15 protein-coding genes and 1 tRNA gene are annotated in these 16,937 nt (G+C 55.5%); all 16 read right to left on the bottom strand.

Translation table 11 applies throughout. The annotated features are described in order from the left end of the window. Positions 1-64: 64 nt before the first annotated feature. Positions 65-2,968: an SNF2-related protein gene (locus PHN51_04470; GenBank protein ID MDD2818031.1), complete on the bottom strand. Its 2,904-nt coding sequence runs from the start codon at positions 2,966-2,968 to the stop codon at positions 65-67. A 385-nt stretch (positions 2,969-3,353) separates the two neighbouring features. Further along, positions 3,354-3,429, bottom strand: a tRNA-Ala gene (locus PHN51_04465). A 70-nt stretch (positions 3,430-3,499) separates the two neighbouring features. Next, on the bottom strand, positions 3,500-4,132 hold the full coding sequence (locus tag PHN51_04460; protein MDD2818030.1) for a histidine phosphatase family protein: 633 nt from the start codon (positions 4,130-4,132) through the stop codon (positions 3,500-3,502). Then, entirely contained in the window at positions 4,129-4,524 is a 396-nt protein-coding gene (gene rsfS / locus PHN51_04455) for a ribosome silencing factor (protein MDD2818029.1), read from the bottom strand. Before rsfS ends, PHN51_04460 begins: the two co-directional genes overlap by 4 nt. Positions 4,525-4,563: 39 nt before the next feature. Then, on the bottom strand, positions 4,564-5,625 hold the full coding sequence (locus tag PHN51_04450) for a hypothetical protein (GenBank protein ID MDD2818028.1): 1,062 nt from the start codon (positions 5,623-5,625) through the stop codon (positions 4,564-4,566). After that, the gene (gene nadD / locus PHN51_04445; GenBank protein MDD2818027.1) at positions 5,625-6,245 is read right to left on the bottom strand and encodes a nicotinate-nucleotide adenylyltransferase; all 621 of its coding nucleotides are present in this window, start codon (positions 6,243-6,245) and stop codon (positions 5,625-5,627) included. Before nadD ends, PHN51_04450 begins: the two co-directional genes overlap by 1 nt. A gap of 6 nt (positions 6,246-6,251) precedes the next feature. Further along, positions 6,252-6,398: a hypothetical protein gene (locus tag PHN51_04440; GenBank protein ID MDD2818026.1), complete on the bottom strand. Its 147-nt coding sequence runs from the start codon at positions 6,396-6,398 to the stop codon at positions 6,252-6,254. Positions 6,399-6,444: 46 nt separating this feature from the next. Further along, a complete protein-coding gene (locus PHN51_04435) occupies positions 6,445-7,716 on the bottom strand; it encodes a glutamate-5-semialdehyde dehydrogenase (protein ID MDD2818025.1) in 1,272 nt (423 codons plus the stop codon). A 9-nt stretch (positions 7,717-7,725) separates the two neighbouring features. Continuing rightward, a complete protein-coding gene (gene proB, locus PHN51_04430) occupies positions 7,726-8,853 on the bottom strand; it encodes a glutamate 5-kinase (protein ID MDD2818024.1) in 1,128 nt (375 codons plus the stop codon). After that, positions 8,843-10,237, bottom strand: coding sequence for a GTPase ObgE (gene obgE, locus PHN51_04425; protein MDD2818023.1), 1,395 nt, complete (start codon positions 10,235-10,237; stop codon positions 8,843-8,845). Before obgE ends, proB begins: the two co-directional genes overlap by 11 nt. A 97-nt stretch (positions 10,238-10,334) precedes the next feature. Then, positions 10,335-10,586, bottom strand: coding sequence for a 50S ribosomal protein L27 (gene rpmA, locus PHN51_04420; protein MDD2818022.1), 252 nt, complete (start codon positions 10,584-10,586; stop codon positions 10,335-10,337). 9 nt (positions 10,587-10,595) lie between these two features. After that, positions 10,596-10,910 carry a 50S ribosomal protein L21 gene (gene rplU / locus PHN51_04415; GenBank protein ID MDD2818021.1) on the bottom strand — a complete coding sequence of 105 codons (315 nt, stop codon included), beginning with the start codon at positions 10,908-10,910 and terminating at the stop codon, positions 10,596-10,598. A gap of 109 nt (positions 10,911-11,019) precedes the next feature. After that, positions 11,020-11,766, bottom strand: a complete 747-nt coding sequence (locus PHN51_04410; GenBank protein ID MDD2818020.1) for an enoyl-CoA hydratase-related protein — start codon at positions 11,764-11,766, stop codon at positions 11,020-11,022. Continuing rightward, the gene (locus PHN51_04405; GenBank protein ID MDD2818019.1) at positions 11,766-14,117 is read right to left on the bottom strand and encodes an Rne/Rng family ribonuclease; all 2,352 of its coding nucleotides are present in this window, start codon (positions 14,115-14,117) and stop codon (positions 11,766-11,768) included. Before PHN51_04405 ends, PHN51_04410 begins: the two co-directional genes overlap by 1 nt. Before the next feature lie 93 nt (positions 14,118-14,210). Continuing rightward, positions 14,211-14,957 (bottom strand): TIGR03936 family radical SAM-associated protein, encoded by a 747-nt coding sequence (locus tag PHN51_04400; GenBank protein ID MDD2818018.1) that lies wholly within the window; start codon positions 14,955-14,957, stop codon positions 14,211-14,213. Further along, the gene (locus tag PHN51_04395) at positions 14,958-16,910 is read right to left on the bottom strand and encodes a TIGR03960 family B12-binding radical SAM protein (GenBank protein MDD2818017.1); all 1,953 of its coding nucleotides are present in this window, start codon (positions 16,908-16,910) and stop codon (positions 14,958-14,960) included. It abuts the gene before it with no gap. Between the last annotated feature and the right edge of the window lie 27 nt (positions 16,911-16,937).

Raw genomic sequence — 16,937 nt, 5'->3', positions numbered from 1 at the left:
CTCTGCGTGTCCGTGGTCCTCTGGTCGAGCGGCCAAGGCGACGCTATCGGGGACATCCGAATGCTCATGGCGTGATCCTCCAGCGGATGGTGAACAAGTCTTCGATGGATTGGGTGCCCTTGAGCGCTTGCTCGATCAGTTCTAGGTAGCGGTCTGCGTCCTCACGCATCTTCTTGCGGGCGACGCGAGCATCTTCGTCTTCCTCCTCGGCACGCTCGGACCACTTGCGGGCTTCCTTCTTGCACCTGAGTTGCTCCATCGGGTCATCAGTCGCCCTAGCGGCCTTTCGGGCTTCCTTCTCCTTGGCCTTGAACTCGCGAATCTTGCCTTCGGACTCCGCACGGCGGTCCTGCTGATTACGGTAGAGCAGTTCCTCCTGCTGGTCGTAGTAGCGGGAGTTTCGACCTTGGACTTCCTTCTCCAAGTGCTCGCGGCGCTCGGCCAAATGTTCGACGAACTTGCTCTCGTCGATGACTGCCTCCGCGCCTTCGTCGATGCAGGCGAGGTCGAGGATGTCGGCGGCGTATTCGTGGTCCAGCCATGTGCCGTCGTCGGTCAGGGCACCGGCAAGCATGTAGGACTCGCTGATGTCGTCGTTCTTAGCTTTCATGCTGAACGTGACGACCTTGACGGTCAGCTCGCCGGATTGGCCAGCAAGTTTCCTTACGGCGGTGCTGGTCCGCTCAGATTGACCGAGGCTGAATGTCAATTCCCGGCTCGGGGTGTCTGTGGCCTTGGAGGACTCCACTACATAGCGAGCAAGCTCCGAGTCGAAGCGGTATTGGTGGGCGTTCTCCAGTGGTTCGGACTTAAAGTAGTAGCAGCCCGTCTTCGTCTCTCTGACTGGAGCTGAATTGAGTACAAAGTGGCGGCCATCTCCCTCGAACGTGGCGTAGTCACCCAACTGACGTTTGGTAACGGCCAACAGCAGGCGCTCGAACTTGTTAAGCACTTGTCCGGACTGTGTGTCGTACTCCTTCAAGCGGTCCTGAACGTTCGGGTCGAGGTTGTCGAAAACCTTGGCCTTGGCTGCGGCCATTTCAGCACTGATCTCGGTTGCGTAACGCTCTTCGAGCTCCTTGAAAGCCTTGTCAATCTCGGCATCGCTGCGCGAGTCGCTGAGGATTCTATTGATGATCTTTTCGAAGTCGAAGCCGTCCTCGATGGCGCCCAGCACCTCGTCGCTAGCACCGAACACTGACTCGAATAGGTGGAACTTGGTTGCCAGTAGTTCGAGGATGCGAGCCTCGGCCAGATTCCCCTTGTTGGAGAAGTTCACGACAACCACGTCATATTTCTGGCCAAAACGGTGGGCGCGACCGATGCGCTGCTCGACACGCTGTGGGTTCCAGGGCAGGTCGTAGTTGACCACCATCGAGCAGAACTGCAGGTTGATACCTTCGGCTGCGGCTTCGGTGGCAATCATGATGGTGCCGTGGTCCCGAAAATAATCGACAAGTGCCTTGCGACGGTCGGCTGCCGGAATGCCGGTGACGACGTCGCCATCCTTGTTGGCGATCAGCCAATCGCGGTAGATTCCGTTAGCTTCCGGTGAACTGTTTGTACCGTTGAATTGCACAATGCCATCGCCGAAACCAGCTTCCGCGAGAGCGCGAGCGATGTAATCCTGAGTCTTGGTGGAGTCAGTAAAGATGATGGCCTTCTCGGGCGCACCGAGTTCGCGCAGACGTTCGAAGCCCTTGTCGAGTGCTTCTCTGAGCTTGACGGCCTTCTGGTTGACAGTGATGGAGCGGGCCAAGTCGGCGTAGTTGCGGAGTTCCTCGATCTCGGCTCGCATGGCTTCGAGAGTCTCACTGTTGAGCTGCTCACCAGCGGCGGGATCGAATCCCGTCGGCGTGGTGTCGCCTTCTTCCATCTCTTCAAGTTCCTCGTCAGTGAGCTCGTCCTCCTGCAGGGCAGACATGACGAAGCCACCGCGACTGTCACGACGAACACCGGCCTCCAGCTCAGCCTGCAAGCGATTGGCGATGTTCTCCAATGTGCTGGACACCGCATAGGTGGATGAGCCGAGACGCTTGCGAATGATGAGCGCAGTCAGGTGACGCTGCGAGTTGGTGAAGGCGAACAGTTCTTCACGCTGGAGGTAGTCATTGACCAGACCGTAAAGCTTGATCTCATCGGGGCTGGGCATGAACTCCACTGTGAGAGGCAGACGTTTGGTGAAGTGGATGTACCTGTCGGCATCCCTGCGAAGGGTGCGCTTACTGATGGCGGCCACTCGATCGACGAGGTCGTCATTGTCGCCAACACCCTTGGTCTTGACGTAGCGCTCGCGGAAGGCATCGAGTGAATAGAAGTAGCCGGGGTCGAATACAGACACCAGGCCATAGAGTTCTTCGAGCCGGTTCTGCAAAGGGGTGGCGGTGAGCAGAAGCGTCTTGCTGGCTTCGCGCACAATGTGGCTGATGGTCTCGGGCGCCTTGTTACGGCCTGTATAGAAGTTGCGAAGGCGGTGAGCTTCGTCGCAAATGACCAAGTCCCACTGGCGCAACAGGCTAGTTTCATGGCGGAGCGCGAACTCGTATGAGCAGATCAGCACCTTGCCACCATCTTGGGCAGTGCGGGCAAGCTGATCATCCTTGAGCTTGGAGTCGAGCAGAGTGCTCGGTATAAGGAACTTTTCCATGAGTTCCTGCTGCCACTGTTGGCGCAGACTGGACGGACAAATGATCAGGATGCGGCGCTTACGCTCGGCCCAGTACTGCGTGATGACGATGCCCGCCTCGATGGTCTTGCCGAGCCCGACCTCGTCAGCCAGGATCACGCCCGGCAGGTACGGGGTCTGCAAAGCAAAGAGGGCCGCATCAATCTGATGCGGCTTGGGCTCCACTTGCGCGTCAAATAGCAGGCCGGCCAGCTTGCCGACGTGATCGCTCGCATAGCTGCGCTGCAGCTCGTGGGCGTAATACTTCGCCTGATGTGCGGTGAGTCTCGACTGGTTGCTCATTCGGCAACTAATCCCGCGACCAGGTCTGGATCGTGCAGTCAGCTTTAGCCACGCAGACACCTCTAACAGAGCCGCAAGCGACCCTGACAATTTGAGATGGCGTGACTGAATGCACTGAACGTCCTCCTACTTATTGAATATTCCCCTCTGAGACCGGCCTCAGCCTATGGCTGCATGCCGACAATTCACCGGAACCCAGGCTCTGAGCGGCGGGGACTCTGATCGACGTCACGGGATTTCGCATCAACCACGACGGATCATCTGGCCCTAATTATACGCCAGCATCGTCCCTCCGACAATGGCACTCGGGCATCCTGACCTGTTTCACTTCGGGCTACCAATCCCATGCAATGCCGTTGATCAACCCACCGTAGAGATCCCGGTTTGGTGGAGCTGAGGGGACTCGAACCCCTGACCCCCTGCATGCCATGCAGGTGCGCTACCAGCTGCGCCACAGCCCCTTATGTGTTGGCCTAGGCCAGCACGGGAGTTAAAAGCATACCCAAAGCGGGGCTGCCGCAATCCTTGCCCCTAGCTGGTTGGCACTCGGTTGGCGTACTCCAGCAGGCGCCAATTGCCACCGGCAGGAGTGGGCACTTCAATCACCGTGGACCACGAGCAGTTGGGCATCACCCAAAACACAGGCCACATGTCTAAAGGCAGATCGAGTAGTGAGGCAACACCTGACATTGCCGATGCTCCGTGAGTTACGCAGACCATGGTTTCGCCCGGCCCTAGGTTCGCAAGCCCCCGATCAACGGCAGCGCGCACACGATGAGCTACTTCAGTTCTCGTTTCGCCGTGAAGCCCCGGGCGAATATTGGTACCAGCAATCCACTGCGCAAGATCTTGGGTGTGTTCGCGTTCAATATCAGCGCGCAGCATCCCTTGCCACACACCAACATCGGTTTCGCGAAGCCCTGCGTCCACAATGATCTCTTTGTCGATCACTGCAGCAAGATAGTTTGCGGTGTCATGCGCCCGCTTGAGGTCAGATGACATAACCACAGCTGGCTTGAGCTTTGCCAACTCAACAGATGCAGCACGCGCTTGTTCAATACCAACTTCATCAAGATCTGAATTAGCCTGGCCTTGAAATCTGCCGCTTGCATTCCAATCGGTTCGACCATGACGCCAAAACACCACGCGACGTGGCTGGGTCACTCAGTTGATCCTTTAACCTCACGTGGCAAATTCACTTCAGCAGGAAGTTCAATCACTGGGCAGTCTTTCCACAAACGCTCAATTGCGTAGTGAATGCGCTCTTCCGCAAGTTGCACGTGGACCACAATGTCGCCGTAGTCAAGCAGGACCCAGCGAGCTTGCTGCTCACCTTCGCGGCGCAGTGGCTTCTCACCCAACTTCAACAAGCGCTCTTCAACCGCATCAACAATTGCCTTGACCTGCGGTTCATTCGCGCCACTTGCCATCACAAATACGTCAGTGATGACGATGGCTTCGCTGACGTCGATCGCAACAATGTCTTGAGCGAGTTTGTCCGAGGCTGCTAGCGCTGCCTCAATTGCCAATTTCTTGGCTGCTTCTGTCGCGCTCAAGATGTTCCTCTCAGGTGGTCAATATTCGGGTTAAGCCTCTCACAGTTGCGGAGCGTCAGATCCCAGCAGGACTTCAGCATCCACGACATAGCTCTTCACTCGCCGAACTTCCTCGGGATACAACTTCAGCGTGATGGCGACCTTTCGCCCGATGAGTGCGCTCACATTTGAATCTGGCACTTGGATCGATGACGGCCCACGAGAACTGATCGGCTGACCAGGGATCACGGTCATCCCGGCGTCAATGAGCGATTCAGTTGCCGCAGCGATCGCAGCCGCAGAGGCACCAGCTGGAGTCAGCACAATGCGTGGGCTCACGGCTTGCCCAGGGGACAGCAAAGTGCGCGAAAAATACTTACGCATAACCGAATTAGTTGCCGCTGGTTTGGCAACGGCAGTTCCTGTTGCTCGCACCTGATCTACTGGCATCGTCACGGAGGTCAACTTCTTGGCTCGAGCATCTGCGCGCACCGCGATGAGTAGGTCGACCAGATCGATATTCGATGCACTAGATCGAGCCATATGACCAAGACTTAGGACCACTTGCCCTGCGTCAGCAGACTTCTCAGGCATATTGATCAATGCCTTCACAATCCACTGATGAATGTCCGATGAAGCCTTCGCTTCTTGCGCAATGACCGGCACAAGCGTTGCGTCATAGAGACCAGTGAGGGCAAGTCGATCGAGCACTAAGGAAATATCTACATCAACGCCAAGTAACTCTTCAATTGCATGCTGACTTTGTAACGTGTCGTTGGCATCTCCGGTGAGGCGCAAGGGAATCCACGTTGGAATTGGCACGAGCAAACCGGAAGGTAGCTGCATGCGAGCGCCATTGGCTTTGCCAATACTTGTTGCGAACAGACCCGAATAAATAACGTGTCGGTCGTCGTCACGAACTTGAATGAGCAGAGTTCGTTGCGTTTTCACAGCTGGCTTCACAACCGGCGTCGTGACTGACGGTCGCGGAGTCGCCGTAGGCTTACCAACTGGTGAACCGGTATTTCCAAGTATCGCTGACAACACGGCACCCGCGGCAACAATCGCGACCACGACTAGCAAGATGATCCAGCGACGAACATGTGATTGATGTTGTGGCATCACATTCCCGCAGGGGTATCGCGATAGAGATTGTGCTCATCAATGTATTGCGCAACATCGATTGGTAGAAGTCCCTCAAGGCTTCGACCCTCTCGCACCCGTTGGCGAATATCGCTCGATGAAATATCTGGAGTCGGCGCCTCAATCACGACAGAATGCCCACTCAACAGCGGACCAGGAGCAACGGTGAATCCAGGTCGACTCACACCAACCATTTGTGCGCGAGCAAGGATTTCTTCAGGGTCTTTCCAGCTCGCAAATTCAGTCAACGCGTCTGCACCCGTAATAAAGAACCACGTGAATTCATCGTCAGGAAATTCCTGCACATATTGGGCTTGCAGATCTGTCAGTGTGTCAACGGTGTAGGTCGGGCCAAGCCGATTGATGTCGACATCTGAGGACGAGAAGTGTTCGTAATCAGCTAAAGCCAAATCCACCATGGCTAAGCGATCCATTGAAGGAGCCAGCGGGCCGGGAATCTTGTGCCAAGAATGACCAGTCGGTACGAAGATGACTTGTTCAAGTTCCAAGGCATTGCGAACTGATGCGGCAGCGATGAGGTGACCTGAGTGGATCGGGTCGAAGGTGCCACCGAAGACGCCGAGGCGTCGGGAAGTCATGGGTGGCTAGTTGTCAACCTTGAGCATCATGGTGACCACAAGCAGGGCGCCGAGAGCTACAAAGGTGAACAAGCCAAAGTAGTAGGGAGAGATTTGATCGCTATGGGCTGCTGCCTCATTTGCAATCGCATTCGAGTTTGCGAAAACACTCATGACTAAATCCTCTCCAAAATAATAAGCATCCCTACTTTAGCGACTTCTACCCTCGGATGTGCCCGTCACCCGTCACTACGTAGGTGGTTGTGGTCAATTCGGCCAATCCCATGGGGCCACGAGCATGTAATTTCTGGGTAGAGATGCCAATTTCAGCCCCAAACCCAAATTCCCCACCATCAGTGAATCGAGTGGACGCGTTGATCATGACGGCTGCAGAATCGATGCCAGCCACGAACTTGGCGGCTGATGCCTGACTATCGGTGACGATGGATTCAGTGTGACCTGAGCTCCAGCGCTGGATATGCGCGATGGCCTCATCAATGGAATCCACCACCCCTGCGGCCAAATCCAAGGTCAGGTACTCAAGTGCCCAGTCCTCATCCGTGACATGCTCGACCGGGATTCCAGTTCCAACAGTGAGGTCATATGCGCGCTGGTCAGCATGCAAGGTCACGCCATTTTGATGGAGTACCGCAGCGGCCAGCGGCAAGAAAGTGTCAGCGATGTCCTTGTGCACGAGCAGGGTCTCAGCCGCGTTGCACACACTTGGACGTTGCACTTTGCTGTTCACGATGATGTTGATGGCCTTTTGAATGTCTGCATCTTTATCAATGTAGACATGACAGTTCCCCACGCCAGTTTCAATGACAGGAACCGTGGAGTTTTCAACCACGTTATTGATGAGCGCAGCGCCACCGCGTGGAATCAATACGTCCACTAATCCTCGAGCTGTCATCAAATGCTTCGTTGATTCGTGAGTCAGCCCAGGCACGAGTTGAATCGCGTCTGCCGGGATACCACGCTCAACAATCGCATCGCGCATAATTTCAACGAGTGCGGTGTTCGTGGTCGCCGCTGATGAAGAACCGCGCAGAAGAGCAACGTTGCCACTCTTTAAACACAATCCAGCCGCATCGACTGTCACGTTCGGACGAGCTTCATAAATCATGCCTACGACACCCATGGGGACGCGTACCTGGCGAATCTGCAAACCGTTTGGCAAGGTGTAACCGCGCACAACTTCACCACATGGATCCGGAAGAGCAGCAACTTCACGAAGTGCATCAGCAATTGCAGCAACTCGACTGTCATTCAATGTCAGACGATCAATGATGCCCTCTGGTGTTTCGGCATCTTGGGCGCGAGCAACATCGATGTCGTTGGCGGCAACTATCTCCGGCGTGCGCGCATCAAGTGCATCAGCAATGGCAAGGATCGCTGCATCTTTTTCATGCCGTGTCAGTTGGCGAACAGCATTGGCTACTGCTCGCCCACGGCGAGCAACGTCGAGTACCTGTTCGCGTTCGTTCGTCATACGCCAAGCCTAATTGCGCAGCAATACAAGATCGTCGCGGTGGACTACCTCACGCTCATATGCAGGCCCAAGTTCCGCGGCCAATTCCTTGGTGGAGCGACCCAGAAGTGGCGGTATTTCAGTTGAATCAAAATTCACCAGACCTCGGGCGATGGCACTGCCTTCATGATCAATGAGATCTACCGGGTCACCGGCAGAGAAATCGCCCTCAACCGCCGTAATCCCGGCTGGCAACAATGATGAGCCTCGCTCAGTGATTGCACGAGCTGCTCCCGCATCTAGGTGCAGTCGCCCGGTTCCTGTGGTGGCGTGCGCCAACCACAACAATCGCGTTGATGAACGCTCACCGGTTGGGGCGAATGCGGTGCCTACTTGGGCCTCACCCAGTGCCTGCTCAACAAGCGCGGCCGAGGTAAGCAACACCGGAATTCCAGCCGAGGTAGCAATGCTCGCTGCTTCCACCTTTGAAGACATTCCGCCAGAGCCAATGCCGGCATCTCCAGTACCACCAATGGTCAGGCTCTGGAGATCTGCTGGTGATTTCACCGACGAAATAAGTTTCGCTCCACCTTGCGAAGGCGGCCCGTCATACAAACCGTCAACATCTGACAAGAGCACCAGCGCATCAGCTTGCACCACATGCGCAACGAGAGCCGCGAGGCGATCGTTATCGCCTACCCGAATTTCTTCCGTTGCAACGGTGTCGTTTTCGTTCACGATTGGCACAACACCAAGTTCAAGTAAGCGGAACAGTGTGCGCTGAGCATTGCCGTAATGCGCACGACGTGTGACATCTTCAGCTGTCAGCAACACCTGCCCCACCGTCAGACCAAACTCGGCAAATGCAGTTGAATATTGAGCAATCAACATGCCCTGACCCACGCTGGCTGATGCTTGCTGTGTTGCAAGATCACGAGGACGCGAAGTTAATCCAAGTACTGGAAAACCTGCAGCAATGGATCCGCTGGATACGAGAACAACTTGATGACCAAGCGAACGCCGCTTGGCTAATTGAGCTACAAGATTGGTAATCGCTTCTTCGTTGATGCCACCATCACGGCGGGTCAGTGATGACGACCCCACCTTGACGACAATGCGCGACGCCGAAGCAATCGCACCTCGTACCTCAGTCGTCATAAACGCTATTGTCCTCATTGCGTTGACGTTCGCCCAGATGTACACGCACATCGGTGCCACGTGGCGAAGCTTCTGAACGAGTATTGGCCTGGATTGATGGGTGCCAATCGAACACAACCGCGTTTTCTTCGGAACCGATCATGACTGCCGTACCAGGCTTTGCGCCCTGCTCAATGAGCTCAGCCTCAACTCCCAAACGAGCCAGGCGATCGCCCAAGTAGCCGACAGCTTCATCATTGCTGAAGTCAGTTTGGCGAACCCAACGTTCAGGGCGTGCGCCGCGTACGCGGAAGCCGTCGATCTCTTGCACCACGGTGAATTCTTCTTCGTTGACCGCGCGTGGAGAAATCACAATGCGTGGAGCAATTTCATGCACCACTGCTGCACGTGCCTTCGCAACGAGCACTGCCATTGCATAGGTCAATTCACGCAAACCCTCGTGGGTTGCAGCAGACACTTCGTACACCTGATAACCGCGTCCAACCAAACTTGGCCGAACGAGCTCGGCCATCGTTCGCCCATCAGGAATATCGATCTTGTTGATTGCCACAATGCGTGGCCGATCAGCAAGGCCGCCATAGAGCTCAAGTTCCTTTTCAATGGCATCAAGATCATCAAGAGGATCGCGACCTGGTTCCAAGGTTGCTGCATCAAGAACGTGCACCAACACGCTGCAGCGTTCGACGTGACGCAGGAATTCCAGACCAAGACCCTTGCCCTGACTTGCACCCGGAATCAAACCTGGAACGTCAGCAACAGTGAAGATGGTGTCGCCAGCGGTGACGACACCAAGGTTTGGCACCAAGGTGGTGAATGGGTAGTCGGCAATCTTTGGGCGCGCAGCGCTCAAAGCCGCGATCATGCTGGACTTACCGGCACTTGGGAAACCCACGAGAGCAACGTCAGCAACTGTTTTCAGTTCAAGAACAACATCGCGGTTATCGCCTGGTTCGCCAATCAACGCAAAACCTGGAGCCTTGCGACGAGGGCTCGCCAACGCTGCGTTACCAAGACCACCGCGACCGCCTTGGGCCAACACGTATGACATTCCAGCGCCCACGAGGTCAGCAAGAATCTTGCCGCTTTGGGTCGTGACAACCGTGCCGGATGGGACCTTGAGGACTACGTCTTTACCTTGGGCACCATGGCGGTTGTTACCCGCGCCTGGTTTGCCGTTGGTAGCTTTTTGATGCGGACGGTGATGGAACTCAAGAAGCGTGGTGACCTGTGGGTCGACTTCAAGAATGATGTCGCCACCCTTGCCACCGTTACCGCCATCTGGGCCGCCAAGGGGCTTGAACTTCTCACGCAGAATCGATGCGCAGCCATTGCCACCATCGCCCGCCTGCGCGTACAACTGCACGCGATCGACGAAGGTGGTCATAACTGATCCTTACGTATGTGACCCGGTGGGGCCAAAGACAAACGAGGCGAGCCGTAGCTCGCCTCGTTCGAAGATTGGTACTGCGCGAAGTGCGAAACTACTGCGCCAGGATGTTCACGACGCGACGACCGCGATGTGAACCGAACTCAACGCGGCCTGCTGAAAGTGCAAACAACGTGTCGTCCTTGCCGCGGCCAACATTGTTGCCCGGGTGGAAGTGGGTGCCGCGCTGGCGAACGATGATCTCGCCTGCGTTGACTTCTTGCCCACCAAAGCGCTTGACACCAAGACGCTGTGAGTTGGAGTCGCGGCCGTTACGGGTACTGGATACGCCCTTTTTGGATGCCATTTAAGTTCACTACTTCCCGGTCGCGATTTCGGTGACCTTGACGGCAGTGAGCTCCTGACGGTGGCCCTGACGACGGCGGTAACCGGTCTTGTTCTTGTACTTCAAAATGTCGATCTTTGGCCCGCGCTTGTGCTCAATGATCTCGGCCGAAACCTTGATCTTGGCAAGAGCTGCGGAATCGGTGGTCACCGAGGTGCCATCAACCATAAGCAAGCAAGGCAATGCAACAGAGGTGCCTGGAGCTCCGGCTACCCGGTCCAGCACTACAACGTCGCCAACTGCGACCTTTTCCTGACGGCCGCCAGCGCGCACAATCGCGTACACCACGTACTCCTACCTCGTAATTCTGCGGTTTCGAACCTGAAACACACGCGGACACAAATGTCCGGGTCCTAAGAGTACGCAAGAGGCACTCAATGGGTCAAACTGGCCCCTAACGAGCGCCCCATGCAAAGCCGCCCCCACCAAGTTTGCGGCCTATTTCCCCAGCAGTTTTGGTCTCTCGATCAATGGCTCCCGCGATTTCCTGGGCCCAACCAAGGCGCATGAGGGCCTTGGTCTCCACTAAGGCCGCTCCTTTGAGGCTGGTGAGCTTTTGTGCCACCAGCAGGCCCATCTGATGGACCTGATCAGCTGGCACGGCATCAGTTGCCAAACCCAGCTCAGCAGCCTCTTGGCCACTGACCCAGCGTGAGGTCATCAACAGTTCCGCTGCTCGGCGCTCCCCCACGATCTTGGGCAACATGTAGGAACTGCCCGCCTCTGGCCCGGTGCCAAGCTCAGTGAAAGGAAAGCGCCAACGGGCGTCATCAGCCGTCAGCACGATGTCAACGTGCAAGAGCATCGTGGCGCCAAAGCCCACGATTGCACCGTGCACCGCAGCAACGATGGGCTTTGGGAAGTTTGCGAGCGCCAGCACCACAGTCTTAATTCCGCGACTGAACTCGCCACTGTCAGTTTCACCCAAAGCAAACAGATCAACACCTGCGCAATACGCGCGCCCTTCACCCTTGAGTAACACCACTTCGACAGTGTCATCAACGGCAGCTTCTTCGAGTGCTGCTGCTAGACCGAAATACGCCTGTGCAGTAAACGCGTTGAGTCGTTCAGGTCTGTTCAATGACAAAACGCGAACTCCATTGACATTGTCAATAAGGAGTTCGCGTTCAGTCGATGTCATTACGCGTCCGCGGAGTCGCTATCTACTGCAACTGCATGGGCAACTTCTTCATACGCAGCTTCATCAGCAGCGGCTTCAGCATGTGCTTCAGCCTTGATTGCTTCAATTGCTTCGTTTGTCACATCTTCTTCAGGTTCCATAGGTGCAACAGTACGCGCTGCAACATCTGCTGGATCGACAGCATTTGCAGGGCGACGGCTCTTTGGTGATTCAAGGTGATCATGCTCATGTAGGTTCACCTTGATACCGCGACCATTACAGGTTTCGCAGTTCGTTGAGAACGACTCAATCAAACCTGAACCAATGCGCTTACGGGTCATCTGAACTAAGCCAAGGCTGGTGACTTCCGCAACTTGATGCTTAGTGCGATCGCGACCTAAACATTCGACAAGTCGACGAAGCACCAAATCTCGGTTGCTTTCCAACACCATGTCGATGAAGTCAACGACGATGATGCCGCCGATGTCGCGAAGGCGAAGCTGACGAACGATTTCTTCAGCTGCTTCAAGGTTGTTACTGGTCACTGTTTGCTCGAGGTTGCCACCTTGACCAGTGAACTTGCCGGTGTTGACGTCAACCACAGTCATTGCTTCAGTGCGGTCAATCACAAGCGAGCCACCTGAAGGCAACCAGACCTTGCGATCAAGTGCCTTTGCGAGCTGCTCATCGATGCGGTACTCAGCAAAGACATCAGTGTTACCAACGTGATGCTCAAGGCGATCAGCAAGATCAGGTGCTACTGCAGTGACATATTCCTGCAAGGTTGCCCAAGCATCGCCACCAGCAACCACCATTTTGTTCACATCTTCATTGAAGATGTCACGAACAACCTTGATCGCAAGATCAGGTTCTCCGTAAAGCAAAGTAGGCGGTGTTGCGTTTTCCGTGCGCGTACTGATGTCAGCCCATTGAGCCTTCAAACGCTCAACATCTTGCACAAGCGCTTCTTCTGGAGCGCCTTCAGCAGCGGTGCGAACGATCACGCCGGCTTCTTCTGGCATAACTCGCTTCAAGATGCTTTTGAGGCGTGAGCGTTCGGTGTCAGGAAGCTTGCGACTAATGCCGGTCATCGAACCGTCTGGCACGTACACCAAGAAACGACCAGGCAAGGAAATCTGACTTGTCAGGCGCGCACCCTTTTGACCAACAGGATCCTTGGTGACCTGCACAAGCACTGGATCGCCCGACTTCATGGCAAGTTCAATGCGCTTTGGTTGACCTTCTAGGCCTGCTGCATCCCAGTTCACTTCGCCTGCATACAGCACCGCGTTACGACCGCGACCAATGTCAACAAACGCAGCTTCCATGCTTGGCAGCACGTTTTGTACGCGACCCAAGTAGACGTTGCCGACGAGTGAACCTGATGAACCGCGCGTGACGTAATGTTCAACGAGAACGCCATCTTCAAGAACTGCAATCTGGGTGCGATCGCCATTTTGACGAACAACCATCACACGATTCACGGCTTCGCGACGTGCCAGGAATTCAGACTCAGTCAAAATTGGTGGACGGCGGCGGCCAGCTTCGCGACCTTCACGTCGACGCTGCTTCTTTGCTTCAAGGCGCGTTGAACCGCGCATTGAAGAAACATCGTCACCCTTGGCACGCGGTTCACGCACCTTGACCACAGTGTTAGGTGGATCGTCAGGCGAAGGCTCAAGATCATCATTTCCGCGACGACGGCGACGACGACGACGGCGAGAGGCCGCCTGCTCTTCGGTTTCGCCTTCAACTGCATCAGCATCTTCTTCAGACTCCGCGCCTGCTTCGTCGCTCGTGTCTGACTCTTCAGTTGACTCGTCATTGCCTTCACCCGTGCGCTTACGACGACCGCGGCCACCGCGACGGCGACGACGACGTGGCTGACCATCTTGGCCAAGTTCATCGCCATCAGCGTTGGCCTCATCAGCTGAATCACCCTCAGTTGCGGTTGATTCAGCGGCCTCTTCGGCACTGACTTCAGCAGGCTTGGCCTTGCCGCGACGGTTATTGGACGACTTCTTGGGCTTTTCGCCTTCTTGGGCCTGGACTGGCTCGGGAGCGATAAACACTGGTGCGACAAAGGCAGCGGCGATTGGCGCGCGGCCACCCTTCGTTACCTTTGCTGGAGCCTGTTCAGCAGCCTGCTCTGTTACCTGTTCTGCGGCCTGCTCAAGGTCAGCCTGTGCTGCTTGAGCCTTGGTCTTGCGTGGAGCGCGTGCTGCCTTCTTCGTTGGTGCCTTGGCAGGCGCCTGTTCAATAACGGCCTCAACCTCAACCGGTGGGCCAGCGGGACGGCTGGCGGCCCGGCGGCGAGTACGTGGAGCAGGGGTGTCTGAATCAGTGGAATTGGGGTTTTCGTTGTCGACCATTGGGTCGAGTCTCCTTCGGTGGCAAATGCAATTCGCCAATCAGGTGTGTCCACCCGAGGGCGACACACAAAGCCATGGGGCTCTTGGCTCTCGCTAACCGCGGTCAAGGGCGAAGGGGTCTCCTACGCCTTGGCCATCGGGGGCAAGTGGTCCCTGCGCCAGCCGGGTCACCCTTACAGGGGTGGGCGGCACGAGGTCAGCCACTCGCCGCAGCGCGGCAAGAACATCGTCAGGTCGTACAGCGGGAGTGCTATGCCGAACAACCAAGGTGAGTATCGCACACTCTGGATCGCCAGGAGTCGCCTCGTGATCCAGGACTTGCGCAAATACGACCGCTGAGCGGGCATCAAAGGTGCGAATTCCGGTTTTCATGAGGCGTTCTACGAGGACTTCACCTTGCGACATGAACAGTTCAACCACCTTGGCGAGCTCTTCTTGCCCCACACCGGGGAATTCCAGGCGCCACTGGCTGGCCTCTAATCGAGCAGCGAAGTCGGGCGTGTTTGACACCACTGCATCCACGATGTCTAGGCCAGGCGGCAAGGCTTCATCAAGGGCCAGGCGGATTCGATCGGGATCGCACTGGACCGTCACACCAATCTCGATGTACTCAGCCTCACTTGCCGTTCCAGTCGGAGCAGCGTTGTTGTACGAAACCTTTGGGTGGGGAGAGAAACCTGTGCTGAATGCAATGGGCACATTTGCGCGACGCAAGGCACGTTCAAAGGCTCGTTGAAAATCGCGATGTGAAGAAAAACGTAAACGACCGCGCTTGGCGTATTTCAGACGCAGCTTTTGAACGGTTGGTGCGAAGTCGCGCACCGGAGCGGTACGTGCCACTTAGTTCACCACGCTTGGGCGCACGATTGGCATCGGTAGTTCAGTGATGCCAGTTGGACCAACTTGAATGTCAGTACCCATTTGATCGCAAACGCCACAATCCGTGCACGGAGTCCAGCGGCAATCGCCAACCCCAGTTTCTGCAATAGCTGCCTGCCAGTCTTCCCAAAGCCATTCGGAATCCAGGCCAGAATCAATGTGATCCCAAGGCAACACTTCAGTTTGTTGACGTTCACGGGTCGTGAACCAATCAACATCAACACTCTCGTCAGCGAAGGCCACTTCAGCGGCACTCATCCAACGGTCATAGGAGAAGTGTTCGCTCCAGCCATCAAAACGTGCACCATCTAGCCACGCCTGATGAATCACTTTGCCAACGCGGCGATCCCCTCGTGAAAGCAAACCTTCAACGATTCCAGGCTTTCCATCGTGGTAACGCATGCCAATTGCCTTGCCGAATTGCTTATCAGCGCGAATTGCATCCTTTAATTTACGAAGGCGCGCATCGGTTGTTTCATGATCAAGTTGTGCAGCCCATTGGAAAGGCGTGTGTGGTTTTGGAATGAAGCCACCAATGGAAATCGTGCAACGGATGTCTTTCGTGCCTGCAGCCTCGCGGCCTGCACGGATAACTTCGCGAGCAAGCGCTGCAATCTGTAGAACATCTTCGTCTGTTTCTGTCGGCAGACCACACATGAAGTACAACTTCACCTGGCGCCAACCCGCTCCATAAGCAGTAGAAACCGTGCGAATGAGATCTTCTTCAGTGACCTGCTTATTGATGACATTACGCATGCGCTCACTGCCACCTTCAGGTGCGAAAGTCAGACCACTTCGGCGACCATTGCGAGAAAGTTCATTTGCGAGATCAATATTGAATGCATCAACACGGGTACTTGGCAAGGAAAGCGAGGTTTGATCGCCTTCGTAGCGGTCAGCCAAAGCCTTTGACATCTCTGCAATTTCAGAGTGATCCGCACTTGAGAGCGAAAGCAAACCAATTTCTTGGTAGCCGGTTTTACACAAACCGTTGTCAATCATTTCAGCGACTGTCGAGATGCTGCGCTCGCGCACTGGACGAGTGATCATGCCTGCCTGGCAAAAGCGGCAACCGCGAGTACATCCACGGAAGATTTCCACGCTCATGCGCTCATGCACAGTTTCAGCAAGCGGAACGAGTGGCGCCTTTGGGTATGGCCACGCATCAAGGTCCATGAGTGTGTGCTTGGCAACGCGCCATGGCACATCAGGATTCGTTGGCACTACTCGCTGGATTCGACCGTCTGGCAAATATGAAACGTCATAAAACTTGGGAACGTAGGCAACACCTGACGTGGCAATTGAAAGCAACAAGCCATCGCGCCCACCTGGCTGACCATCGTTTTTCCACTGCTGCACTAACTCAGTGAGCTTAAGGACGGCTTCTTCTCCGTCACCAATCACTGCTGCGTCAATGAAATCTGCAATGGGTTCAGGGTTGAAAGCGGCGTGACCGCCGGCAATCACGACTGGATGATCAATAGTGCGATCTTTGGCATACACAGGGATACCAGCAAGGTCAATTGCCGTGAGCATGTTGGTGTAGCCAAGCTCGGTTGAAAATGACAGTCCGAAAAGATCGAAATCGCCGACGGATCGATGCGCATCAACAGTGAACTGTGGAACGCCCGCTTCGCGCATGAGCTTTTCTAGATCTGGCCAGATGGAGTACGTGCGTTCAGCTAATGCATTTGGAAGCTCGTTAATCACTTCGTAGAGGATCTGGACACCTTGATTGGGTGCACCAACCTCGTAGGCATCGGGATACATGATCGCCCAGCGAACATCAGTTGATTCCCACGGCTTGACTACTGCATTGAGTTCGCCGCCAACGTACTGAATTGGCTTGGACACCATAGGCAGGAGCGCTTCAATCTCATTGAAGATCGAAGCACCTTTTACACGCGCATCCATGACAGTCACTTGGGAAGTCTACTTGCC

This window comes from Candidatus Nanopelagicales bacterium (assembly GCA_028687755.1).
Taxonomy (GTDB): domain Bacteria; phylum Actinomycetota; class Actinomycetes; order S36-B12; family S36-B12; genus UBA11398.
Note: the sequence above shows the minus strand (reverse complement) of the source record. Positions and strands in the feature narration are given on the sequence as shown.

Excerpts from the sequence above, each read along its gene's own strand:
- PHN51_04410 (MDD2818020.1), bottom strand. The coding sequence starts at position 11,766 with ATGACATCGACTGAACGCGAACTCCTTATTGACAATGTCAATGGAGTT.
- PHN51_04405 (MDD2818019.1), bottom strand. The coding sequence starts at position 14,117 with ATGGTCGACAACGAAAACCCCAATTCCACTGATTCAGACACCCCTGCT.
- PHN51_04440 (MDD2818026.1), bottom strand. The coding sequence starts at position 6,398 with ATGAGTGTTTTCGCAAACTCGAATGCGATTGCAAATGAGGCAGCAGCC.
- nadD (MDD2818027.1), bottom strand. The coding sequence starts at position 6,245 with ATGACTTCCCGACGCCTCGGCGTCTTCGGTGGCACCTTCGACCCGATC.
- PHN51_04395 (MDD2818017.1), bottom strand. The coding sequence starts at position 16,910 with ATGGATGCGCGTGTAAAAGGTGCTTCGATCTTCAATGAGATTGAAGCG.
- PHN51_04450 (MDD2818028.1), bottom strand. The coding sequence starts at position 5,625 with ATGCCACAACATCAATCACATGTTCGTCGCTGGATCATCTTGCTAGTC.
- PHN51_04470 (MDD2818031.1), bottom strand. The coding sequence starts at position 2,968 with ATGAGCAACCAGTCGAGACTCACCGCACATCAGGCGAAGTATTACGCC.
- PHN51_04435 (MDD2818025.1), bottom strand. The coding sequence starts at position 7,716 with ATGACGAACGAACGCGAACAGGTACTCGACGTTGCTCGCCGTGGGCGA.
- proB (MDD2818024.1), bottom strand. The coding sequence starts at position 8,853 with ATGACGACTGAGGTACGAGGTGCGATTGCTTCGGCGTCGCGCATTGTC.
- rpmA (MDD2818022.1), bottom strand. The coding sequence starts at position 10,586 with ATGGCATCCAAAAAGGGCGTATCCAGTACCCGTAACGGCCGCGACTCC.
- obgE (MDD2818023.1), bottom strand. The coding sequence starts at position 10,237 with ATGACCACCTTCGTCGATCGCGTGCAGTTGTACGCGCAGGCGGGCGAT.